Genomic DNA, 23,652 nt, shown 5'->3' on the forward strand with positions numbered 1-23,652 from the left:
CGCTCGGGTTCGATTCGCTGGGTTTGGCGGACGTCCTCTGGGATGTGGAACAGGCCTACGGCATCAAGATCGATATGAACACGGCCGATGCCTGGTCCAATCTCAAGAATGTCGGCGACGTCGTGGAAGCCGTCCGCGGCTTGCTTGCGAAGGAGGCTTGAATGGACAGGCGCGTCGTTATCACCGGAGTGGGCGGCCTGTGCGGACTGGGCACTGACGCCGCCTCTATGTGGAAAGAGATGCGCGAAGGCCGCTCCGCCATCGGCCCGCTCGCCAATTCCGAGCTTCATGACCTGGAGGGCATGACCGGCGCTGAGATCAAGGCGCTGCCCGAGCACGACATCGATCGCAAGCAGCTCGTCTCCATGGCCCGCTTCAGCTTGCTCGCCGTGCTTGCGGCGCGCGAAGCCATGCGGCAGGCCGGACTTTCCTGCGACGAAGGGAATGCCCATCGCTTCGGCGCTACAGTGGGCGTCGGCGGCTTGGGCTGGGATGTAATGGAGGAAACTTACCGGGCCCTCCTTTTGGACGGCGCGAGGCGAGTTGGCATCCTCGCTGTACCCAAAACGATGCCAAGCGCCGCCGCCGGCCAGGTGAGCTTGCGCCTCGGCTTGCGCGGGCCGGTGTTCGGGGTGACCTCCGCATGTGCCTCGGCCAACCATGCGATCGCCTCGGCGGTGGATCAGATCAAGCTGGGCCGGGCCGACGTAATGGTTTCCGGAGGCAGCGACGCACCCTTCGCATGGGGCGTGCTGAAAGCATGGGAAGCAATGCGCGTGCTTTCACCCGATACCTGCCGGCCCTTCTCCGCCGATAGGAAGGGCCTGGTGCTGGGCGAGGGTGCTGGCATGGCCGTGCTGGAAAGCTACGAGCATGCCAGGGCGCGTGGTGCCACAATCCTTGCCGAGATCGCCGGCGTCGGCCTTTCCGCCGATGCCTTCCACATCGCCGCGCCATCTGTCGAGGGGCCAGCGTCGGCGATGCGCGCCTGCCTTGCCGATGCCGGGCTGAATGCCGAGGACGTCGACTACCTCAACGCGCACGGCACCGGTACCAAGAGCAATGATCAGACTGAAACGGCGGCGATCAAGCGTGTGTTTGGAAACCACGCTTATTCGATGTCCATCTCTTCCACCAAGTCCACGCACGCGCATTGCCTCGGCGCAGCGAGCGCGCTTGAAATGATCGCCTGCGTGATGGCAATCCAAGAGGACGTCGTGCCGCCGACCGCCAACTATCGCGAGCCAGATCCCGCTTGCGACCTCGACATCACACCCAATGTGCCGCGCGAGCGCAAGGTGCGCGTCGCCATGAGCAACGCCTTCGCCATGGGCGGCACGAACGCAGTTCTGGCATTCAGGCAGGTGTAGAAGCCATGCAAGACGCCTCATTTGAGGTCACCTGTCGTATCTAGCTGCTTGCCGGACCACTATGTGAAGCGAGCGCTATTGGCTGCCTCTGCGATGCGGGAATTGGCAGCGGACGTCTCACGATCAAACAGGCATCTGCTTGTAGAATTCTTTTAATCGTGAAGCGGCGCGAGTGCGCTATCCGTTGAGGTGAGCAAGGCCGGCGCCCTGGGTGAGCGCTGGTGTCGGGTGGTGGAAAGTACAGGGGGAGCTGTGTGGCCCCCTCTTTCTCGGCCTCGACGATGTGCGAAGGAGCCTGTGCGGCGAACGGGCCGACGCCCCAGGCTCAGAACCTGGGCGAACCTAACTCCCGCCAAAGGACAGCCCAGAGCTGGATACACGAAAGAGATACTGAACCCGCGAATCAGATTCTGATCAATCGTCGTGTCTGAGCTCCGCTCGGCTCTTACGGAGATAATCGCGCGGCCCGGCAACGGCCGCGCGTGCCGCGGGCGTGAGCTTTGCGCTTCGTCAGAAGTGCCTCGAGCGTGACGACGATAATTGACAAGCCATATGGAACGCATTCGCCCAGTTATCCAAAGCGTGGATACCTTTCATCTAAACAAAGGATTTTACCGTTTTTGCTGCAGGTCCCATAGAAGCGCTTCAAGTTGGAAAGATAGGTAGTTCCGATGGTTGCGTTGGATCCGAGGAGCATCATCTGGTGTGCGGGGCGTACAAAGTCAGTCGCATCTGCATTGCGGCTTGGTCTTTCGGCGGTCTCCACAAGTTACGCCCCGTTGGGGCGACGCCAATTATTTAACCAATGCTTGGACATTTATCTCAACCGGACAGCTACAAGGTGAGGTCTTCCATGCGCCCGAATGTCGAGTGGAAGTTGTGCTGGGAAAATGAGTTGCAACTGGCCGACCATGTCGAACTCTCCGACTTTTTTCGAAAGACCTATGGACGGACTGGCGCCTTCAACGCGGAGCCATTCGAAGGCGGCCGCAGTTGGGCCGGCGCGAGGCCGGAATTCCGCGCAATCGGCTACGACGCGCATGGGGTAGCGGCTCACATCGGCATGCTGCGGCGCTTCATCAAAGTTGGCGAGGTCGACTTGATCGTCGCTGAATTGGGCCTGTACGCGGTTCGTCCGGATCTTGAAGGGCTCGGAATCGGTTTTTCGATGCGCGTGGCGTACCCAGTGCTCCATCAGTTGGGTGTTCCATTCGCTTTCGGCACGGTTCGGCACGCGCTGCGAAACCATGTCGAAAGATTCTGCAGAGCCGGCCTCGCGAACATTGTGTCGGGCGTTCGCGTACGGTCGACCCGTCCAGACGTGCATCCCGACCTGCCGCCCACGCGCCTGGAAGACGTACTCGTGTTGGTTTCGCCGATCGGACGCTCGATGGACGAGTGGCCGTCCGGTACCCTGATCGACCGGAACGGTCCGGAACTATGAAGCCTCTGGACTACATATGCGAAGGGCAGAGTGACAATGCCGATGGCATTGCAGAGCGCAGCGTCTATCTGACGTTTGACGACGGTCCCAATTCATTTTTCACACCGCAGATACTCAATGTGCTGGCGCAACATCAGGTGCCGGCGACCTTCTTCGTTGTTGGGGCCTACGCGGCCGACGAGCCGGAACTCGTTCGCCGAATTATTACAGACGGGCACGGTATAGCCAACCACACGATGACTCATCCGGACCTGGCTAAATGCGGGCCCGTCGAAGTCGACCGCCAGATAGTTGAGGCAAACAGAGTCATAGGGATGGCTTGCCCGCAGGCCATGGTTCGGTACTTTCGTGCACCGTATGGCATCTGGACCGAAGAAGTAATCGCTGCATCAGCGGGTGCGGCATTGGCGCCCGTCCATTGGTCCATTGATCCACGCGACTGGTCTCGCCCCGGCGTTGACGCCATCGTCGACAGAGTGCTCGCCGATATCCGGCCGGGCGCAATCGTGCTGTTGCACGACGGGTGCGCTCCCGACGAATTGCAACCAGGCAATCAAGCCAGTCTGCGCGACCAGACGGTGACAGCGTTGTCACGCCTAATTCCAGAATTGCACGGCCGCGGATTTGTAATCCGATCACTTCCTCAACATCCCTGAACAAACAGAGATCCTATGGACCTTCTCACCACAGCCAGTACTGTTGCCGTTTCGTCTTATGCGGTGCTCTCGACTGTTTACAGAGGCATGCAAGCGGTCTACTCCCAACCGGAAAATGTTACGCCGCCGTCGGAAAGCTTGTTCGGATCCGACCGTTGGCCGAGCGTGGATGTCATCATCCCCTGCTACAATGAGGACCCGCGCACACTCGCGGCGTGTTTAGCTTCCATCGCAATTCAAGATTACGCCGGAACATTTCAGGTCTATCTGGTTGACGACGGTTCTGGAAATCGTAATGCCGTCATCCCGGTACATCACGCCTACGAGGGCGACCCGAGATTCAATTTCATTCTGCTCCGCGAGAATGTTGGCAAACGCAAGGCGCAGATCGCCGCCATCCGCCGCTCATCTGGAGATTTCGTGCTCAGCGTCGACTCTGACACGACACTTGCGTCCGACGTGATCACGAAGCTTGCAGTAAAAATGCGGGATCCCATGGTCGGAGCGGCCATGGGCCAGCTGACGGCATACAACCGCAGCGACACTTGGTTGACCCGATTGATCGATATGGAATACTGGCTGGCTTGCAATGAGGAGCGCGCGGCGCAAGGTCGCTTTGGTGCGGTCATGTGCTGCTGCGGCCCATGTGCAATGTACCGCCGGTCTTGTCTCCTTTCTCTGCTGGATCAATACGAGACGCAGCTGTTCAGGGGGAAACCAAGCGACTTCGGTGAAGACCGTCATCTTACGATCCTCATGCTGAAAGCAGGCTTTCGAACCGAGTACGTTCCAGGTGCCGTCGCGGCGACAGTCGTTCCGGACAAGATGGGACCTTATTTGCGCCAACAACTCCGCTGGGCACGGAGCACTTTCCGGGACACGATGCTTGCGCGAGGTCTACTGCGTGGCCTGGATCGCTATCTAACTTTGGATGTGATGGGAGAGAATCTCGGCCCATTGTTGCTCGGCATCGCGGTAGTAACGGCGCTCGGTGAGCTACTATTTTCACATACAGTAAATTGGTGGACGGTGCTGGCTATTGTCACCATGACCATAATCAGATCTACGGTGTTATCTTTCCGCACTCGGCAGCTTCGATTCATCGGCTATTCAATGCACGCGTTAATCAGGATATTCCTGTTGATCCCCTTGAAGGCTTACGCCCTGTGTACATTGAGCAATAGCGATTGGCTGTCGCGTAAAAGTGTTCCCCTGCCCAACAGAAGCACAAAGGAAATCACAAGCGCGACGCCGCTTGCCGGAGCAAATGCTGCGGGCAATTCTGGAATTGCGGAGTCACTTCATACTGCAGATCTTTCGCTCACAGCTGGTGAAGTCTGACGGCCTTGCAGCGCCGGGTGACCGAGTAAGTTGTGTCAGTCGACACGTGGTGAAGCTTGTCGAGTTACCTATGGTCAGAACGGGAACTATCTGGAAGCGACACGTGGCATCTTGACGTTAATTCTTTGGCGGAAGCGATACACGCGTCGCTCCGGCCGCGACTTTCCAAAGGTGCCATCTCAAGGCGGTGGCCTGCTCTGAACCAGATTCGTAAGTAAGCTGCCGGTGGCCAATCGGACTCATTCCGCTTGAGATAGACGCATGTCCAATGTAGCAATCGACCTTACCGGCGTAACCAAATTATTCGGAAACAAGCTCGTTGTGGACGGGCTGTCCTTCACCGTTGCATCGGGAGAGTGCTTCGGTCTGCTGGGGCCGAACGGCGCAGGCAAGAGCACGATTGCGCGTATGCTCCTCGGTATGACCCGGCCTGACGCGGGTGATATAACAGTCCTCGGTCTACCAGTGCCGGCACGCAGCCGCTTGGCCCGCAAGGGCATAGGCGTGGTCCCGCAGTTCGACAATCTCGACCTGGAATTTACGGTACGTGAGAACCTGTTGGTGTTCGGGCGCTACTTCGGCATGAGAACAAGAGAGATCAACGCCGTCATCCCACGGCTCCTCGAGTTCGCTCGCCTTGAGAGCAAGGCGGATTCACGTGTCGGCCTGCTATCCGGCGGGATGAAGCGGCGCCTGACGCTGGCACGTGCTCTGATCAACGACCCCCAGTTGCTTGTGATGGATGAGCCCACGACCGGCCTCGACCCGCATGCCCGCCATCTGATCTGGGAGCGACTTCGTTTCCTGCTGGCGAGCGGAAAAACGATCATTTTGACCACCCATTTCATGGAAGAGGCTGAGCGGCTTTGTGATCGGCTGTGTGTTCTCGAGCGGGGACGCAAGATCGCCGAGGGCAGTCCTCATGCGCTGATCGACGAGTACATTGGGTGCAACGTGATCGAGATCTTCGGCGGCAATCCACAGGAGCTGATTTCGCTGATCAGGCCGTACGTTCAGCGTATCGAGGTAAGCGGCGAGACGCTCTTTTGCTATGCGCCTGATCCGGAGGATGTGCGCATCCAGCTTCGCGGTCGAGCGGGTCTGCGTATTCTGGAGCGTCCACCCAGTCTGGAGGACGTTTTCTTGCGGCTAACCGGACGTGAGATGGAGAAGTGAGCAATGGGTGAACGTCTTGCGGCCGCTCTACCCGCCAACGCCTGGAACTGGATCGCGGTGTGGCGCCGCAATCATTTGGCATGGAAGAAGGTGGCATTTGCTTCAATGCTCGGCACCCTTGCTGATCCGATGATTTACCTTTTCGGGCTCGGCACTGGCCTTGGACTGTTGGTAGGCCGCATCGAAGGTGCATCCTACATCGCTTTTCTGGCAGCCGGCATGGTTGCGACAAGCGCGATGACAGCATCGACCTTCGAAACAATTTACGCGGTTTTCGGTCGAATGCGCGATCAGGGCACTTGGGAAGCAATCTTGCACACACAACTTACCCTCGGCGACATCGTTCTCGGTGAATTGACCTGGGCAGCCACAAAGGCCTTTCTGGCCGGTACGACAATTGCGATTGTTGCCGCCGCGCTAGGTTATGCCGCGTGGACGTCGGTTCTCTACGTGCTGCCGGTCATCGCTCTCACCGGGTTCGCCTTTGCGAGCCTGGCCATGCTCGTCATCGCGCTCGCGCCCAGTTATCACTATTTTATTTTCTATCAGACGCTTGTCATCACACCTATGCTGTTCCTTTCGGGCGCGGTTTTTCCAGTCGGCCAATTGCCAGGAGTGTTTCAGCAGATTGCGGCCTTCTCGCCGCTGGCGAATTCTATCGATCTAATCCGTCCGGTGATGCTCGGCCGCCTGGGCGACAATGTAGGGCTGCATATAGGCGCACTTTGCATGTTCGCTGTATTGCCTTTTTTTGTGTCGGCTGGACTGTTTCATCGACGACTAATGCGTTGACGCTTACCTACGCCCATCAACGAGAAGGAGGTCCGCAATGCCGGATTGCAAACTGCCCACAGCGGCCCGGAGGCATGCGTGTGCCAGGAATCGCGAGTGGTACAACAACGCCGAAGCCGGGCGCCACCCAGCCGCTGCAGGCACGCGCCCATCTTCGCGACCACACCTCGGAGTACAGGCTGGGTGGTGAGGCGCGGACCCACCCGGAGCGTTCAAGCGATAGCAGCCAAGCTTCTTGTGCGCGTCCCCAGACCGTCGCGGCCATTATTTAGTTGGATACACATGCAATGACCCACAACGAACCAACTCCTGAGCCTTTTGTGATCCTTGCTATGCCAAGGACCGGAACACACTATTTAGAAGAATTGCTAAACGAGCATCCGACCGTTTTGAGTAACGGTGAGTTGCTAAACGAATATGATCCCAATTGGCCCAGCACGGATCGCCTGCTAGGCACGGATCGCGAGCTTCTTGAGCTTGCCTATGTGCGCTGCCCTATGCGCGACTACAAGAATGTGACGCATCTTGGCTGCAAGATCAATGAACCTCAGTTTCGCGGGCGTCCAGCATTCTTTGCGGAATTAGCTCGTTGGCCAGCACTCAAGGTCATCCTCGTTGTTCGCCGAAACGTATTGGAATCGCTCCGTTCCTTTGTGCAGGCCAGGGAAAGCGGTCAGTGGCTGAAGTTCAGCTCGGACAACGATACCGCTCGGCCACCGAGCGTCAGGTTGTCAATCGCTGACTGTGAGGCTTATTTCAAAGCCGCCGACGATTTTCACGCTCGCGTTATGGACTCCTTCACGTCGACCAACCTGCTTGTAATGGAATACGAGAGCCTTCTTCATGAACCTGCCCAATGCTTGGGAGCGGTTTGGGATTTCCTGGGCGTTCCAGCGCTTGAGCCATCAGATAACGCCATCCTGCAGCGCCAGGAAACGCGACCGCTGGATCAAACGGTGGAGAACTTTGACGAGTTGCGGATTCACTTCGCACGCGGACCTTATTCAAGATTTTTTGACCTCGGAGATTCGATGCGCTCCTACGCTTAATCGCTTGTCCCGCGTGCTCTGATGGGCGTGTAGGATATCCTACAGTTTGCGCGCATTCCGTCGCAAAACTGACCAACCAAAGTCACCAAGACGACAGATATCGGCCGGCATTCGATCTGCGGCGAACATCAAAGGCACGGCCGCAAGGCGACCTGGTCAATTCCCTCTCTGGCGAAGCACTTCTTCACGCGATCTTTGGCGAGCCTTGAGTGCAAATTCCGGCAAAGGTGGAGGGTTCCAGTGCGCAACCCGCACCAATCTCGCTGGACGGGACAGGCCTCCAGTTGGCACGGCGCTTGCTCCGAGATGACAGCAGCGCTCGACCGGAGCGCAGCATGGGAGAAGGAGGAGCCCCCACCCCGATCCGGTCAGGGAGAGAGAAACGGTGTTGGTTCCAAAAGTCCCCCGCGCGATCGCAGCGCCCCGCAAGCGCCATTTTGCCCGGACCTACGTGCAGGTGCTTGCCGCCATAGTCCTGGGTGCCGCAATTGGCTATCTCTATCCGGAAACCGGCCAGAGCCTGAAGCCGCTCGGCGATGCCTTCATCAAAGTCGTCAAGATGATTATCGCACCTGTCATCTTCCTGACAATTGCGACCGGCATTGCCGGCATGAGCGATCTGCAGAAGGTCGGCCGAGTTGCCGCCAAGGCGATGGTTTATTTCCTCACCTTCTCGACGCTTGCACTCGTTGTCGGACTGATTGTCGCGAATATCGTTCAGCCTGGCGCCGGCCTCAACATCGATCCGGCCTCGCTCGATGTCCAAGCCGTTAAGGGCTATGTGGCCACGGCTCACGAGCAGTCCGTGACCAGCTTCCTGATGAACATCATCCCGTCAACCATTGCCAGTGCCTTCGCGGAAGGCGACATCCTGCAAGTCTTGTTCTTCTCGGTCCTGTTCGGCGCGGTCTGCCGCTACAACGGCCGCTCGATCTTCTCTCTCGTCCGATACATCAAGGACGAGCTGCTGCTCGCAACGTCCTCCTCGGAGGCCGCGCTGCCCTCGCTCATGGAGAAGATGGAAAAGGCCGGCGCCACGCATTCGGTCGTGGGTCTCATTCCATTCAATCTGGACGGCACGAATATGATGCTCGCCGCCCTCTTCATCGCCCAGACGACGAAAACTGATCTGCCGATCGGCTGCCGGATCCTCATGCTGTTCGTCGCATTGTTCCCTTCGAACGGAACAACCCGCATTACCGGTGCAGGCCTCGTCACAATGGCTGCAACGCTCTTTCTTGTTCCGGCCGCACCGGTCACCTCCGTGGGTCTTATTCTTGGCGTCGATCAGCTTATGTCCGAATGCCACGCGCTGACGATATTTCTCCGCAGCGTAGCGGCAACGCTGGCTGTCGCCCGGTCTGGGGCGAGCGGGATAAACGACGATTCGGGGAGCGCCTCACTAGCGGACCGTTCAGCGCTCTGGCGGTGGACGGTCAAGTCGCCCGGCGTGGTGAACGCAGTTCCCCGCGCGAACGACGCTCAGCTATTGGGGTGGGCCCGATGGCGCAAAGCCGTATTTGAGAAACCGCCAGATCGCACCCGCACCTGTGCGCCTGTAGCAACTGCGGGGCACGATCAAAAGCGACCCATTTTACACCGAAAAGGCGGGCCGTTGCTGCCACGCCGTCCATGGATTGGAGCCTCATGTCTAAGACAACGGCCACCACTCTCGCGGTTCTCCTTTTTCTCCTCGCCGTGCTGCTTTCCGTGCTGGCGAGCCATAATAGCGCGCACCCGCCGCGGGAAAGGCCGCCCCCGCCCATGCAGTCGTGCCAATGGACAGTCAAAAGTGGAGCGGCGCACTCGTCAACGACCCCGCTTCGCCAAATCGCCGGCAACCCGGAAGGTCCGGGGACCCTTCAGCGCTCTGCCGGGCGGACGGTCAGTCGCCCGGCGTGGTGAATGGCGGTCGCGGTTGCCCGGCCCGCGCGAACGACGCTCAGCTGGGTGGGGTGGGCCCGATGGCGCAAGGCCATCTTTCCAGAAACCGCCAGAGCGCACCGGCATCTATAGCTGTGCGCCCTCGCGACTGCGCCCTGTGGCAAGTGCGGGGCTCGATCAAAAGCATTTTACACCAAAAGGCGGGCCGTTGCTGCCACGCCGTCCATGGATTGGAGACTCATGTCTAAGCCGACTGCCATCACTGTCGCAGCTCTTCTTTTACTCCTCGCCGTGCTGGCGAGCCAATATAGCGCGAACCTGCACCGGCAGGCGTGGTCGATCGACAGGCAAAAGTGGAGCGGCGCATTCGACAACGACCCCCTTCGCCAATCGCCGGCAACCCGCAAGGCGATGCCGTTCTGGTCATATTCAATGACTACCACAACTGTCCGCATTGCAGACTGGCAGATCTCAACTACCAAAAAGCCTTCAAGAATGATCCCAATCTGAAGCTTGTGATCAGACGGTTCCCGGTCCTGGGACCGGATTCCCAATCGCACTCGCCTCGAGAAAACAGGGAAAGTTCGACGAATTCCACCGCGCCCTTATGACTTCCCCCAGTTGGATCATTGAAAGGATCACTCTCAAGATCGCAGCGCGTGTGGGCCTTGACGTGGAGCAGCTCAAGCGGGAATGCAAGATCCGGCCATCGCAGATGAACTTGCGCGCGTCCGCGCACTCGCGAAAGGTCTGCACATCGACCGTACGCCCGCGTTGGTGGTCGGCGATATAGTGATCGCCCACCTGGTCGACATGGCCAGCTTGCAACGCTTGCTCGCCGATGCGCGCTCAAAGCGTGCAGGCTCTCGTGCGGGGCAGCATCTGTAGATCGGCCACGCTGTTGTTGCCGGAGCGTGCCGTTTGTGGCAGCTGGCTTTGCTGTTGCTCCTCGGCATCTTGTTGCGGTCATCCAGCTGCCGTGGGCGCCAACAACAATCCTGAGCGCCCGCGCCTGAAGGCGCTGGCCGGGTGCTCGTGAACCGAGCCCGCTTATCTTCGCCAGGCTCAGGCGGTCTTGGCCCTGCGGCTTCGCCCCCTGGCGCGGGGCAGCCTTCGGCTGCTGACGGTCGCCGGCCTGTCGGCCGGCGTCGTTTTTATCGTGGCCTTCCCCGGTGGCGCAGGGCGGGCAGCACTCCCTTCTAGGCCCGCCGCGGCGTCCCGCAACCCTTCGCTTTCGCTTCGGGTCCTCCACTCCGTTCCGGTCCTGCGGATGCAGTCCGCCTCCGACGTCGGGCCTTTCCGGTCGCTTTCGCCGCCCACCCCGCTTCCGGGGAGGGCGCGATTGAAGAGCGGAGGACATCACGATGCGTGCAAACAACAAACGTTGCGGCAGCCGACAGGCTGGCGCAGAGAGTGGCGGGCGCACCGGCGCCAGCCTTTATCAGGAAATCACCGACCGCATCATTGCCGAACTGGAGCGCGGCACCGTGCCATGGGTCAAGCCGTGGGGCAGGACAAGGACAGGCCTCGGCCTGCCGCGGAATGCGGCCACCCAGCGCCGATATTCCGGCATCAATATCCTGATCCTGTGGGGCGGGGTCATCGATCGCGGTTTCCCCAGCCAGAACTGGCTCACCTTCCGGCAGGCGCTTTCCCTAGGTGGCAATGTCAGGAAGGGTGAGCACGGCACCACCATCGTTCACGCTGACCGCTTTGTTCCCAAGAACGAAAAGCAACGCGCCGACACCGATGGCGACGAACCGCAGGCGGTGCCCTTCCTGAAGCGCTTTACCGTCTTCAATGTCGCGCAGTGCGATAATCTGCCCGAACATCTTTATGCCGCCGGCGAGCCTCTGCCTGAGCGCGAGATGGTCCCGCAGGCCGAGGCGCTCATTCATGCAACCGGCGCTGATTTTCGCATCGGCGGCGAGCGCGCCTTCTACATGCCCGGCAGCGACACCATACAGGTGCCGCCGCAGCCGGCTTTCTTCCACCAGATCGACTATTACCGGACCTGCTTTCACGAGCTTGGCCACTGGACCGGCCACCCGACGCGACTCGCGCGCGACCTGTCCGGCTCCTTCGGGTCCAACACCTATGCGCGCGAGGAACTGGTCGCCGAAATCGCATCAGCCTTCATCTGCAGCAGTCTCGGCATCGAGCCGACCGTGCGCCATGCCGACTACATCGGCTCATGGCTGACGGTTTTGCGCGAGGACAACCGCGCCATCTTCCGCGCCGCAAGCCATGCCTCGAAAGCCGCCGATTTCCTGCTTGGCCGCAATGCCGATGTCGAAGGCGAGGCACATGCCGAAACCGCCTATGGAAGCGCGCAATCATCACACGCGGCCGCCTTGCGCCTCTGATGACGCAAAAGCCGCGCAACCAACTCGACAGTTCTTTTGAGGTTGCGCTAACATGGCCGGCGTTGGCGCCGATCGTTTATCGGATCGAGGTTCGCAAAAAAAGGGCGGCATTGCTGCCGCCCCTCGTTGCGAAAGCTGCCAGAGCTGGATTAGAAATCCATACCGCCCATGCCGCCCATGCCGCCCATGCCGCCGCCACCCATGCCGCCAGGCATGCCGCCGCCGCCAGCCGACTCCTTCTTCGGAGCCTCCGCGATCATGGCTTCGGTGGTGACCAGCAGGCCGGCCACCGAGGCCGCGTCCTGGAGAGCGGTGCGGACAACCTTGACCGGATCGACGATGCCCATGGCGATCATGTCGCCATATTCGCCGGTCTGGGCGTTGTAGCCGAAGGTCGCGCCCTTGTTCTCAAGGATCTTGCCGGCAACGATCGATGCTTCCGCACCGGCGTTGGCCGCGATCTGGCGGGCCGGAGCCTGCAGCGCACGACGAACGATGTTGATGCCGGCGGCCTGGTCGGCATTGACGCCGGTGGCCTTGATGTTGGCCGAAGCGCGCAGCAGCGCGACGCCACCACCAGCAACGATGCCTTCTTCGACGGCCGCGCGGGTCGCGTTGAGGGCGTCATCGACGCGGTCCTTCTTTTCCTTGACTTCGACTTCCGTCGCACCGCCGACGCGGATCACCGCAACGCCGCCGGCGAGCTTGGCCAGACGTTCCTGCAGCTTCTCCTTGTCGTAGTCCGAAGTGGTCTCTTCGATCTGCTGCTTGATCTGGGCAACGCGGCCCTGGATCTCGGCCTTCTTGCCGGCGCCGTCGACGATGGTGGTGTTCTCCTTGGAGATCGACACCTTCTTGGCGCGGCCGAGCATGTTGAGGCCGACATTCTCGAGCTTGATGCCGAGGTCTTCCGAGATGACCTGGCCACCGGTGAGGATGGCGATGTCTTCCAGCATGGCCTTGCGGCGATCACCGAAGCCCGGCGCCTTGACGGCGGCGATCTTCAGGCCGCCACGCAGCTTGTTGACGACCAGCGTGGCCAGAGCCTCGCCTTCGACGTCTTCCGAGATGATGAGCAGCGGCTTCGAGGTCTGCACGACGGCTTCGAGAACCGGCAGCATGGCCTGGAGGTTGGACAGCTTCTTCTCGTGCAGGAGGATGTAGACGTCCTCGAGCTCGGCAACCATCTTGTCGGCGTTGGTGACGAAGTAGGGCGAGAGGTAGCCGCGGTCGAACTGCATGCCTTCGACGACTTCGAGTTCGGTCTCGGCGGTCTTGGCTTCCTCAACCGTGATGACGCCTTCGTTGCCGACCTTCTGCATTGCTTCGGCGATCATCTTGCCGACCGAAGCATCGCCGTTGCCGGCGATGGTGCCGACCTGGGCAACCTCTTCGGAGGTCTTGATCTTCTTGGCGTTCTTGATCAGCGTCGCAACGACGTCGGTTACCGCGAGGTCGATGCCGCGCTTCAGGTCCATCGGGTTCATGCCGGCGGCAACCGCCTTGTGGCCTTCCTGGACGATCGACTGCGCCAGAACGGTCGCGGTCGTGGTGCCGTCGCCGGCGATGTCGTTGGTCTTCGAAGCAACTTCGCGGACCATCTGCGCGCCCATGTTCTCGAACTTGTCCTCAAGCTCGATTTCCTTGGCGACGGTGACGCCGTCCTTGGTGATGCGCGGGGCGCCGAACGACTTGTCGATGACGACGTTGCGGCCCTTGGGGCCGAGCGTGACCTTCACCGCGTCGGCGAGGATGTTGACGCCGCGCAGCATGCGCTCGCGGGCATCACGGGAGAATTTTACGTCTTTGGCAGCCATTTTTAGCTCCTGGCAGGGGCTTCAATCGAGCCCGGGAATTCAGTTGACGAAAGGGCCTGATATGAGCCGATGATGCCCATGATGTCGGATTCCTTCATGATCAGAAGGTCTTCGCCATTGAGCTTGACTTCGGTGCCCGACCACTTGCCGAACAGGATGCGATCGCCGGCCTTGACGTCCAGTGGGACGAGCTTGCCGGCTTCGTCACGGGCGCCGGAACCAACGGCGATGATCTCGCCTTCCTGCGGCTTTTCCTTTGCCGTATCCGGGATGATGATCCCGCCAGCGGTCTTGGATTCGGATTCGACCCGGCGAACGACCACGCGGTCATGCAGCGGGCGGAACTTCGACTTTGCCATTTTCGGATTTTTCCCTGGTGCGGATGTTGAGGGGTTTTTGTTAGCACTCGCGATGGACGAGTGCTAACGCGATAGTGAGGTAGGCTGTAAGCGGGCACTCGTCAAGACGGACGAGGGCAGGCGAGGAGCTCTGGCCCCCTCCCCGGTGGAACCCAACGCATACGCGCATCCGCGTTGATGGCTGCGAGCCCCACATTTCCATTGAATTCGGCGTCATGACGCCAACTTGCGCGCGCCGCTTCCAAGTCGTCAGTCGTGCTGCCGTCAGCACGAACATGGGGCTGCGCTTCACTTCCCGTCGAAGCCGCGGCAAGCAGCGTCGCCGTCAGCACGCTCCTTTGCAGATGCTTGCCAAAGGTGGACAGTGAGCGCACCTGCGCCGGGCTGTTGGTGCGAACGTAAGACGTCATTGACAACTCCTTTTTGCAAGTCGAGCCCTTCTCCACCTTCGGCCGCCGTCGACGCGAAGAAGTCCGCATCGCGTTGATGACGAGCTGCGAAAAAGAGAAAGATGTGTTTGATGGCTGCGGCCCCAACGGTGCCTTCAGATTTGAGATCACTTCCGCCGCGAGCGGCTGAAGCTCCTCGCAACGTCACAATCGAATCTGCTGCCAAGCCTCCAGGAAAGGAGAGCATTGCTCATCTCGCGCTTGTGCATGCAGTCAACCTTCGATCCGTGTTGCCACATCTCAAGTGCAAATGCCGTGCCAAAGCTCACTGGGTAGTGAACGCATGGCTCTCCCTGAAAACCTCACAAATCCAGCATGGTCAATTGTGCGGAACCCGACATGCGTCTTCTGCCACTGTCAGCTTTCGGACAGGCATGACGCGTTTCGCGCCGACCACCGGTCGATCGGTTTTGGGGCCGGTCTGTTCGCCTCATAAGAGCGCGTCACGTTGCGTAGCGGTTTCCCGAGCGCCGCCACATGACACTGGACCTGCAGGTAGCACCGGCTTCTCATCCAGCCTTGCTTTGGCCCCTTCGCGTATCAAATTCCCGCTGGCGAGCCCTGCTTTCATAGATCGCACCATGCCGGATGTCTGCTCTGGCGCCCGACCCGCTGGCACGATCTCGATCCGGCATAAGGGCGCAGCATCTTTGCAGGCCGTTTCATCCCGGCGTCCTGCTTGGCTGAAAGACCGCACTTGGCGAGCGGTCTCCATGCTCTCTCCAAGGACCATCCCTGCGGCTGGCTTGTCGACCTATGGGCGGGTCCGGCCGCCCGAAACCCTCGCCATCAGCTTTTTTCCCCGCCGCCTGCGGCGGCTTCCTCGCGCCGCTTCGCTCACAAAAAAGCTGCCCGCTCGGATCCTTCGCTGTCGCTGCGGCCCTGTCGGATTCAGGCGGTCCTGACGCGCCCATTACGGTGCGCCATCGCAGGGGATGGTCCCCGGCGAAACCACAAAAGGAGACTTCGAAATGACCGCGATCGGTTACGTCAACAAGCAGGAAAACGGCGCCTACAAGGGCCAGCTCAAGACGCTCAGCGTCCGCGCCGACATCGATATCGTCCCCAACCAGGCCAAGAGCGCCGACAACCATCCCGACTTCCGGGTGCTTACGCAAGGAGTCGAAGTTGGCGCCGGCTGGATCCGCACCGGCGAGACTTCCGGCAAGGATTATGTGAGCCTGTCGATTGCAGCGCCGGAGTTCGGACCGCGCAAGCTCTACGCCAATCTCGGCCGCGCCGCCGGCCAGGACGATCACGACACCTACGCCATCATCTGGAACCCGGCCGACTGACCGGCCGAGATAGAGCCTCGCGCCGCAGCCCCGGCGCGGGGCTCATTCCCAGGAGTTCCACCCAAACCCCGTCCGCCCTAAAGGGCGGCGAAAACTCTCCCCCGACTCTTCGCCCGTCCCCGAGACGATCTCCCTCGCCCATCCTCGCCCTCGCTTGTCCGAAGCGAAACGAGGATCATCATGGACGACGAAAACGAACGCGCGGCCCGCGCGAAAAAGGGCAGCCCGTTTCTCAGCACAGCCCAAGCCGCCTTCTATATCGGGCTCTCCCAGCGCACGCTCGAAAAGATGCGGCTCAAGGGCGGCGGCCCGAAATTCCGCAAGCACGGCCGCTATGTCCGCTATCACATCGACGAACTCGACCATTGGTCGAAAGGACACCCGCAGCACTCCACCGCCGGCGATGGCAAGGCCGGTTCCGGCCAGGGCGGCACGGGAGGCCGTTCATGAGGCGGCGCCCTTCCATCCATCTGATCGGCAGCCGCCTGAGGCGTGTTCGAGCCCGTAAGACGGTCGCCTTGGCCGCGGCCGGTCTCGGTCTTTTGGGCTTCACGGCGCTGGGAAAGCCCACCCCTTGGCTGGTCTGGAACGCCTCGGCCAGCGCGCCGATCGGCCTTTACCGCATCGCTGCGGGAGCGCTGGCGCGTGGCGATCTCGTGCTCGTGCGCCCGCCTGAATACGCGGCGTATCTCGCCGCCGAGCGCAGCTATCTGCCTCGCAATGTGCCGCTGGCAAAACGTCTTGCAGCGCTGCCGGACGATAATGTCTGCGCCTTCAATGACGCCATCATCATCGGCGGCGACATCGTCGCGCGCCGGCTCAAAATCGACGCCGAAGGCCGACCTTTGCCATGGTGGAACGGCTGCCGAGCGCTCGGGGATAACGAGGTTTTCCTGCTCGGCAGCGACAAAAACCGCTCCTTCGACAGCCGCTATTTCGGGCCTGTTCCCACTCAAAATGTCATCGGGAGGCTCGTACCGCTATGGACCGAGTGACCCTCCTCTTGTTGGGCATGATCGCCATTGCGCCATGCGCCTGTTCCGCCTCGACCGGCGCTGAGCCGGTCGCCATCTCCCAAAGTCCGCAGCTGCGAAAGTGGCAGACGTTGGTATCGGAAGCAAGCCGGCGCTTCCATATTCCCCAAGCCTGGATCTATGCCGTCATGGCTGCCGAAAGCGGCGGCAAGACAATGCGCGGCGGCCGCCCCATCACCTCCCCCGCTGGCGCCATGGGCCTCATGCAGGTGATGCCCGGCACCTATGAGGAGATGCGGGTCGAACACGGCCTTGGGCCTAACCCCCACGATCCGCGCGACAATATCCTGGCCGGCACGGCCTATCTCAGCGCCATGTATGACCGCTTCGGATTTCCTGGCCTGTTTGGCGCCTACAATGCCGGTCCCGAGCGCTACGACGAGCATTTGAAGCGTGGCAAACCGCTGCCAGAAGAGACCGTCGAGTACCTCGACCAACTCAAGGCGGCCGGAGTTTCGGCGGCCGACATCGAGGCGTTCGAAAGCCAATCTGTCGCTCCAAAGGCGCAAATCGCTCCTCTCGGACGGTCGCTGTTCTTCATTCATGACGGTGTTCACTCAGGCGTGCGAAACGGCGATCTCTTCGTGCCGCTCGGCAAGGACGGCGCGCAGCCGAAGGAGCCGGTGCGTTAGCCATGGGCGGACGGGGGCGCGTCTGGCGGGGCTGGGCGCGTAAGGCAAGATAAAGGTACCGCCTCCAGGAGGCGGTTAAATCTTTGTCTGCACATCGTTTTTCCAGGAGGCTGCCGCCGGTGCCAAGAGGGTTGGACGTGTAAGTGTCTGATTTTGCTTGATATGTCTGGGAGGCTCGCATGAAGGATGACGAGTTCAGGCCGAAGCTCGGCAAAATCGGGTCGCGCGGCTCGAAGGCAGGCAAACGCTATGCCGGTCAAGTCCGGGCAGCCGTCAACCGAGCCGGCGGCCAGCCCCAGCCCGGCGGTCGCTTCACGGGCAGCCGGACAGGGCGCGGCGGGGCGGCTGCGGCGCTGCTGAAATCGCGCGACCGGTATGCCGCCTTCCGCCAGCGCCGGGTGATCGTCAAGGCGCGGATCGTCAAGCTCGCCGGCAAGGGCGCGGACGGGGCGCGTGCCCATCTACGCTATCTTCAGCGCGACGGCGTCACCCGAGAAGGTGCGCCTGGCGAGCTCTACGGCGCCGACAGCGACCGCGTCGACGGCAAGGCGTTCATCGATCGCGCGGACGGCGACCGCCACCAATTCCGCTTCATCGTCGCTGCCGAAGACGGCATCGAGTATGAAGACCTGAAGGCGCTGACGCGGCGGCTCATGGCGCAGATGCAGGAAGACCTCGGCACGAAGCTCGACTGGGTCGCGGTTGATCATTTCAACACCGGCCACCCGCACAGCCACATCATCGTCCGAGGCAGGGACGACCGTGGCGAGAACCTGGTCATCGCGCGCGAATATATCTCATCTGGCATCCGCGAGCGGGCGGCCGAGCTGGTCAGCCTCGATCTCGGTCCGCGAACCGACCGCGAGATTGAGCTTCGCCTGCGCCGGGAAATGGAGCAGGAACGCTTCACCAGCATCGACCGTCGGCTGCTCAGCATGCGTGATGATGACGGGCTGGTCTCGCCGGGCGGTCCCGACGCCATTCGCCAGACGCTGCACCAGGGACGGCTGCGCAAGCTCGAGCGGATGGGTCTGGCCGCGGAGGTCGGCGCTGGCTCCTGGCGCCTCGACGATGAGCTCGAAGCCACGCTGCGCCGCACCGGCGAACGCGGCGACATCATCAAGACCATCCACCGCGAACTGGCCGGCAAGGGGCTTGCACGCAGTGCCGCCGACTGGGTGATCCACGATCGAGCCGGCGAGCCCGTCCAGTCTCTCGTCGGTCGCGTTGTCGCGCGTGGACTGGCCGACGAGATCAATGACCGCCACTACATGATCGTCGACGCCGTCGACGGTAAGAGCCATTGGATCGACATCGGTAGAGGCGAGGCGATGGAAACGATGCCTAATGGCTGCATCGTGCGTGTCGCGCCAAGGAACACCGAGCCGAGGCGGGTCGATCGTACCATCGCCGAAATCGCCGCCGCGAATGGCGGCCGTTACGACGTCGATATCCACCTGAAGCATGACCCATCCGCCACCGAGAGCTTTGCGCGAACGCATGTGCGGCGGCTGGAGGCGATCCGCCGCGCGACCGGCGGCGTTGAGCGAGAGCCGAACGGCACCTGGCTCATCGCGCCGGACCATCTCGATCGCGTCGCGAATTATGAGGGCCAGCGGGCCAGGGCCGAGCCTTTCGTTGTCGACAAGCTCTCCTCAATGGCGCTGGAGCGACAGGTCAGCTTCAACGGCGCCACCTGGCTCGACCGGGAGCTGGTTGCCGATAGACCCGAGCCTTTGCACGGATCCGGCTTCGGCTGCGACGTGAGAGAGGCGCAAGCTCGCCGGCGGGAGTGGCTGATCGCGCAAGGCCACGCGCATGAAGAACAGGATCGGATCGTCTATCGAGCCAACATGCTTTCGATCCTGCGCCAGCGAGAACTGAACCGTGTTGCTGGCCAACTGTCGGAGGAACTTGGCCTGCCCTATGCCGAAGCGCGATCCGGAGGACGAGTAGAGGGTACGCTCCGCCGCTCCGTCGAGCTTGCCAGCGGAAAATATGCCGTCGTTGAGAAGTCGCGCGAGTTCACGCTGGTGCCATGGCGGCCGGTGCTTGAGCGCCATGTGGGCAAGGAGGTCTCCGGTGTCGTGAGTGGGGAGGGGATTTCATGGACCGTCGGCCGGCAAAGGAGCGGACCTGGTGTTTCGTGAGATGGTGTACAGCTTTTTTAGCCAGCGGCGCGGGCAGCCATGCGAGCCCGCGTAGACCTTATGGCCGCACGCCCGCAATCGGTCGCATGGACCTGCCAGGCGGGGCGGCTTTGGAGCGTTCGGACCCGACACGCTGCGTGAGTGGCCAGACTTCGAGCGCTCGAAGATGCGGACTGTTGTCTGCTGGCCGGCGTTATTCCGGCTGGCCTATGACCGCGGCGCAACAGTTCACCGCTGAAGTTGCCACGGGCGAACATCGACAAGAGAAAAAACACCATTGCGCGATACAAATCGCCGTTGAAAGCGTTTAGGTTGCATGCGCTTCGCCAAGTAAACGGATACCCCAGAAGAGAGCCATGACCACGGCCCGCCATATCGTGACGCTGCTTAAAAGCCACTTTGCCGGCGACGAGGATCGTTTCCTCTCTATCGCGATGCAGCTTGCTGCGCATGAGGCACGTCAAGGCCATGGCAAGCTTGCTCAGGAGCTCAAGGATCTGGTCGACGCAGCCAAGAGCAGGGACGCCCGGATTGCCAAGAGCAGTCGGCCGGTTCCCCTTTTTCAGCCAAAGGGCGAGCTCGCAGGGCTCCTGCATGTGCGCTATCCGGACCTGCGACTGACCGACATGATTTTGCCGGACAGTCTGCGCTCGCGCCTGCACCGCGTGCTGGGAGAGCAGCGCCAACAAGCAAGCTTGCGCGAGCACGGGCTTGTTCCCCGTCGCAAACTGCTTCTGGTCGGCCCGCCAGGATCAGGCAAGACGATGACCGCATCGGCATTGGCCGGGGAGCTTCATCTGCCCCTTTTCACGATCGTCCTCGATGGTTTGATCACCAAGTTCATGGGAGAGACTGCCGGAAAGCTGCGGCTTGTTTTTGATGCAATGCAGGCGACGCGGGGCGTCTACTTCTTTGACGAATTCGATGCCATCGGCGCGCGTCGAGGCGAACGCCAGGATGTTGGCGAGATTCGGCGCGTGCTGAATTCGTTTCTGCAGTTTCTCGAGCAAGACGACAGCCACAGCCTGATTATTGCGGCAACAAATCATCCCGAGCTGCTCGACAGAGCTTTGTTCCGCCGTTTCGACAATGTCATCGAATACGCCGTGCCCGATCGGCCGATTATCGAGGCGCTGCTTCGGGCTCGACTCGACCGCTTCGACACCAGAGGGCTTGCCTGGAACGAGGCGATCTCTCAGGCAGAGAGACTGTCGCAGGCCGAGATCACCCGCGCGGCCGACGACGCTGCAAAAACCATCATATTGCGGGGGGGGGGCGGATCACCTCGGAAGCGCTCATCGACGCTCTGAAGGAACGCCGGCAGGCTTCGCTGTCTGAGTAGCGACAGCACAGATCATAATGGCAGACGATTTTCCGCGCGACCGCGCCCATATCCACCTTCGCAACAACGGCATTCGGGAAGCCTATCGGCGGCCCAACCAACTTATACATGCACCGCCGCTGCCGGCGCGTGATCGGGCGTCGCATGCTGCGGCCTTGACGCAATCCATCGAACAAGCGGTCGAAAGTGCACGCCAGCAGATTGCGGCGCGTGACCCCCAGCTGTCGGTCGGCACGCCTGGCTTTTATCTCGAGATCGATCTGCCCATGTCCGGACGGGCGGCCCTCGACCAGTTGGCCGATCGTCGCCAGCACATGGAGCTGGTCGCCGTCCATGAGCCAACTCAACCCGGTGCTCCCATCACAGCGTCGGTGTTCCTGCCGCAAAGCGCGCAAGCCTATTATTTGCGGAAAGTCGAGGCGTATCGAGACGTTGACACTGACCGCGGCAGACCGCGCAACGAGCCGCTCGTCTCCCGCATGGAGACAGTCAGGCTGGCGACTGCACGATCGTTGTTTACCGACCACGACGACCTCTTCCCCCAGGCCGCTGACGAGCAGGTGTGGTGGGAAGTCTGGCTGCGCGACGGTCGCCGCGAGAACTTCGAGCACATTGCCGAAGCCCTGAACATCACTTTGCGCACGCATGCGGTCAGGTTTCCGGAGCGGGTGGTCATGCTGGCACTCGCCAGCACGGCAATGCTCGACCGCATGATTGCGCACAGCGATGTCGTCGCCGAGCTGCGGCGCGCGAAGGATACGCCGTCCTTCTTCATGGGCCTTGGCGGCGCGGAGCAAAGGGACTGGAGCGACGAGCTTCTCGGGCGCGTCAGACCGCCTCAACCGATATTGCGGTCTGCATTCTCGACAGCGGCGTGCGTCGCACCCACCCGTTGATCGAACCCGCACTTGCCGTTGAAGACTGGCACACCGTCAAACCGGCATGGGGCAGCGACGACACACCTGCGTGGAGCGGCCACGGGACGCGAATGGCAGGTGTCGGCCTGTACGGTGATCTGGTCCCGCTCCTGGTCGGAGGCGATCCAGTTCCATTGCCCTTTCGGCTGGAGAGTGTTCGTATCCTTCCGCCAGAAGACGAGGCAAACGATCCAGAACTCTATGGCGCGATCACCGCGGAAGCGATCGCCCGCGCCGAGGTGCAGGCGCCGGAGCGCCGCCGCGCGATCGCAATGGCTGTGACAAGCGCCAGTCCGGCGCGTGGAAGGCCCACATCGTGGTCTGCCGCTATCGACCAACTCTGTTTCGAAGAGGAACAGCGACGCTTGATCGTTCTCTCTGCCGGCAACATCGGCGATGACCTCATGCCGGCCGAGCATTTGACGCGCAACGATCTGGAAGCAGTCGATGATCCTTCTCAGGCCTGGAATGCGCTGACGGTCGGCGCTTTCACAGAAAAGGTCGATATCATTGACACCGACTTTGCGGGCTACGCTCCGATCGCGCCGGTCGGCGAGCTCTCGCCGCGCAGTCGCACTTCGGTCGTTTGGGACAGGCAGTGGCCGGTGAAGCCCGAGGTCGTCTTCGAAGGCGGCAATCTCGCCCATGACGGTGTGTTGCCTGGCGAGCCGATCGACGATCTGCAGATATTGACCACTTTCTATCGACCCGAACTGCGCCACTTCACCACCCTCGGAGATACGAGCGCGGCAACGGCCCATGCCGCACGGATGGCGGGACTAATTCTATCAGCGCGCCCCGAGCTGTGGCCTGAAACGGTTCGCGCCCTGATCGTCCACTCGGCCGAATGGACTCCGGCGATGCGCGCACGCATCGATGCGTGCAACGGAGCGAAGGGCGAGATCCAGGCGCTCGTGCGGCGCTATGGTTATGGCGTGCCAGATCTTGGGCGCGCGCTTCTGTCAACGGTGAACGACCTCACGCTTATCGTTGAAGATGAGCTTCAGCCTTTCCAGCGCGAGGGCGGCGCGGCTGCCAAAACGCGTGACATGAAGCTGCATCGCCTGCCTTGGCCGAAGGAGCAGCTCGCGGCGCTCGGCGCTGCCCAGGTCGAGCTCCGCGTCACGCTGTCCTATTTCATCGAACCCAACCCCGGTGAACGCGGATGGACCCGCCGGCATCGTTACGCGTCCCATGGTCTTCGGTTCAGAGTAAAGTCAGCGACCGAGACAGTCGACGAATTCCGAGCCCGCATCAATCAGGCCGCTCGGGACGAGGAGGAAGGGGCGCCTGCTGGAGGCGGAGAAGAGTGGCTGCTCGGCACCTTCCGCGATCGCGGCTCGTTGCACGCCGATTTCTGGTCGGGCAGCGCCGCCGATCTCGCCGAGCGTGACGCGATCGGCGTGTTCCCGGTCGGGGGCTGGTGGAAGGAGAAGCCTTACCTGGAACGCGTCGACGCTCTGGCTCGGTACGCCCTGATTGTGACGATTCGGGCGCCTGGGGTCGATGTTGACATCTTCACACCCGTCGAAGCAGCCCTGACTGTCGAGACGTCGGTCGAGACCTGATGCAGCACTGT

The 23,652-nt window shown here is 61.3% G+C and carries 18 protein-coding genes and 4 pseudogenes; 19 read left to right on the plus strand and 3 right to left on the minus strand.

Annotated elements, in window-relative coordinates:
* The 12 genes and pseudogenes from EN781_RS01510 to EN781_RS01560 all read left to right on the plus strand — a co-directional run.
* On the plus strand, positions 1–161 hold a 161-nt coding region (locus tag EN781_RS01510; RefSeq protein ID WP_145965434.1), incomplete at its 5' end, for an acyl carrier protein.
* Positions 162–1,370 carry a beta-ketoacyl-[acyl-carrier-protein] synthase family protein gene (locus EN781_RS01515; protein ID WP_127399720.1) on the plus strand — a complete coding sequence of 403 codons (1,209 nt, stop codon included), beginning with the start codon at positions 162–164 and terminating at the stop codon, positions 1,368–1,370.
* An 853-nt stretch (positions 1,371–2,223) separates the two neighbouring features.
* Entirely contained in the window at positions 2,224–2,814 is a 591-nt protein-coding gene (locus EN781_RS01520; RefSeq protein WP_063169401.1) for a NodA family N-acyltransferase, read from the plus strand.
* Positions 2,811–3,470, plus strand: a complete 660-nt coding sequence (gene nodB / locus EN781_RS01525; protein ID WP_091600617.1) for a chitooligosaccharide deacetylase NodB — start codon at positions 2,811–2,813, stop codon at positions 3,468–3,470. Before EN781_RS01520 ends, nodB begins: the two co-directional genes overlap by 4 nt.
* Positions 3,471–3,485: 15 nt before the next feature.
* Positions 3,486–4,811, plus strand: a complete 1,326-nt coding sequence (gene nodC, locus EN781_RS01530; protein WP_091600618.1) for a chitooligosaccharide synthase NodC — start codon at positions 3,486–3,488, stop codon at positions 4,809–4,811.
* Positions 4,812–5,072: 261 nt separating this feature from the next.
* Positions 5,073–5,987 (plus strand): nodulation factor ABC transporter ATP-binding protein NodI, encoded by a 915-nt coding sequence (gene nodI / locus EN781_RS01535; protein ID WP_091600619.1) that lies wholly within the window; start codon positions 5,073–5,075, stop codon positions 5,985–5,987.
* Positions 5,988–5,990: 3 nt separating this feature from the next.
* Positions 5,991–6,779 carry an ABC transporter permease gene (locus EN781_RS01540; RefSeq protein ID WP_091600620.1) on the plus strand — a complete coding sequence of 263 codons (789 nt, stop codon included), beginning with the start codon at positions 5,991–5,993 and terminating at the stop codon, positions 6,777–6,779.
* Between the two features lie 287 nt (positions 6,780–7,066).
* Positions 7,067–7,828 (plus strand): sulfotransferase domain-containing protein, encoded by a 762-nt coding sequence (locus EN781_RS01545; protein WP_127399721.1) that lies wholly within the window; start codon positions 7,067–7,069, stop codon positions 7,826–7,828.
* Between the two features lie 388 nt (positions 7,829–8,216).
* Positions 8,217–9,188 (plus strand): annotated as a pseudogene (locus tag EN781_RS35015) (cation:dicarboxylase symporter family transporter); the annotation flags it as partial.
* Positions 9,189–10,065: 877 nt separating this feature from the next.
* The gene (locus EN781_RS35020; protein WP_236370634.1) at positions 10,066–10,323 is read left to right on the plus strand and encodes a thioredoxin domain-containing protein; all 258 of its coding nucleotides are present in this window, start codon (positions 10,066–10,068) and stop codon (positions 10,321–10,323) included.
* A gap of 82 nt (positions 10,324–10,405) precedes the next feature.
* A complete protein-coding gene (locus EN781_RS35025; protein ID WP_051695369.1) occupies positions 10,406–10,600 on the plus strand; it encodes a hypothetical protein in 195 nt (64 codons plus the stop codon).
* 476 nt (positions 10,601–11,076) lie between these two features.
* Positions 11,077–12,078, plus strand: a complete 1,002-nt coding sequence (locus EN781_RS01560) for a zincin-like metallopeptidase domain-containing protein (protein ID WP_126038538.1) — start codon at positions 11,077–11,079, stop codon at positions 12,076–12,078.
* Between the two features lie 149 nt (positions 12,079–12,227).
* On the opposite strand, the gene groL is transcribed toward EN781_RS01560, so the two are convergent.
* The 3 genes and pseudogenes from groL to EN781_RS01575 all read right to left on the minus strand — a co-directional run bounded on the left by groL (position 12,228) and on the right by EN781_RS01575 (position 14,890).
* Positions 12,228–13,895: a chaperonin GroEL gene (gene groL, locus EN781_RS01565; protein WP_091595807.1), complete on the minus strand. Its 1,668-nt coding sequence runs from the start codon at positions 13,893–13,895 to the stop codon at positions 12,228–12,230.
* A gap of 65 nt (positions 13,896–13,960) precedes the next feature.
* Positions 13,961–14,254, minus strand: a pseudogene (groES, locus tag EN781_RS01570) (co-chaperone GroES); the annotation flags it as partial.
* A 288-nt stretch (positions 14,255–14,542) separates the two neighbouring features.
* Positions 14,543–14,890 (minus strand): hypothetical protein, encoded by a 348-nt coding sequence (locus tag EN781_RS01575; protein ID WP_126038541.1) that lies wholly within the window; start codon positions 14,888–14,890, stop codon positions 14,543–14,545.
* A 784-nt stretch (positions 14,891–15,674) separates the two neighbouring features.
* On the opposite strand from EN781_RS01575, the gene EN781_RS01580 reads away from it, so the two are divergent.
* The 7 genes and pseudogenes from EN781_RS01580 (at position 15,675) to EN781_RS01610 (ending at position 23,641) form a co-directional block, all read left to right on the plus strand.
* Positions 15,675–15,998 carry a DUF736 domain-containing protein gene (locus EN781_RS01580; protein ID WP_029354915.1) on the plus strand — a complete coding sequence of 108 codons (324 nt, stop codon included), beginning with the start codon at positions 15,675–15,677 and terminating at the stop codon, positions 15,996–15,998.
* Between the two features lie 180 nt (positions 15,999–16,178).
* Complete coding sequence (locus EN781_RS01585) at positions 16,179–16,448, plus strand: helix-turn-helix domain-containing protein (protein ID WP_029354917.1); 270 nt, start codon at positions 16,179–16,181, stop codon at positions 16,446–16,448.
* Between the two features lie 68 nt (positions 16,449–16,516).
* Positions 16,517–16,993, plus strand: coding sequence for a S26 family signal peptidase (locus tag EN781_RS01590; protein WP_245492526.1), 477 nt, complete (start codon positions 16,517–16,519; stop codon positions 16,991–16,993).
* Positions 16,981–17,664: a lytic transglycosylase domain-containing protein gene (locus EN781_RS01595; protein ID WP_024505647.1), complete on the plus strand. Its 684-nt coding sequence runs from the start codon at positions 16,981–16,983 to the stop codon at positions 17,662–17,664. The genes EN781_RS01590 and EN781_RS01595 overlap by 13 nt, the downstream gene beginning before the upstream one ends.
* A 179-nt stretch (positions 17,665–17,843) precedes the next feature.
* On the plus strand, positions 17,844–19,814 hold the full coding sequence (rlxS, locus tag EN781_RS01600; protein ID WP_126038545.1) for a relaxase/mobilization nuclease RlxS: 1,971 nt from the start codon (positions 17,844–17,846) through the stop codon (positions 19,812–19,814).
* 356 nt (positions 19,815–20,170) lie between these two features.
* Positions 20,171–21,156 (plus strand): annotated as a pseudogene (locus EN781_RS01605) (ATP-binding protein).
* Positions 21,157–21,173: 17 nt separating this feature from the next.
* A pseudogene (locus EN781_RS01610) lies at positions 21,174–23,641 on the plus strand (S8 family peptidase).
* Positions 23,642–23,652: the final 11 nt, after the last annotated feature.

The organism is Mesorhizobium sp. M4A.F.Ca.ET.090.04.2.1, assembly GCF_003999085.1.
Lineage (GTDB): Bacteria > Pseudomonadota > Alphaproteobacteria > Rhizobiales > Rhizobiaceae > Mesorhizobium.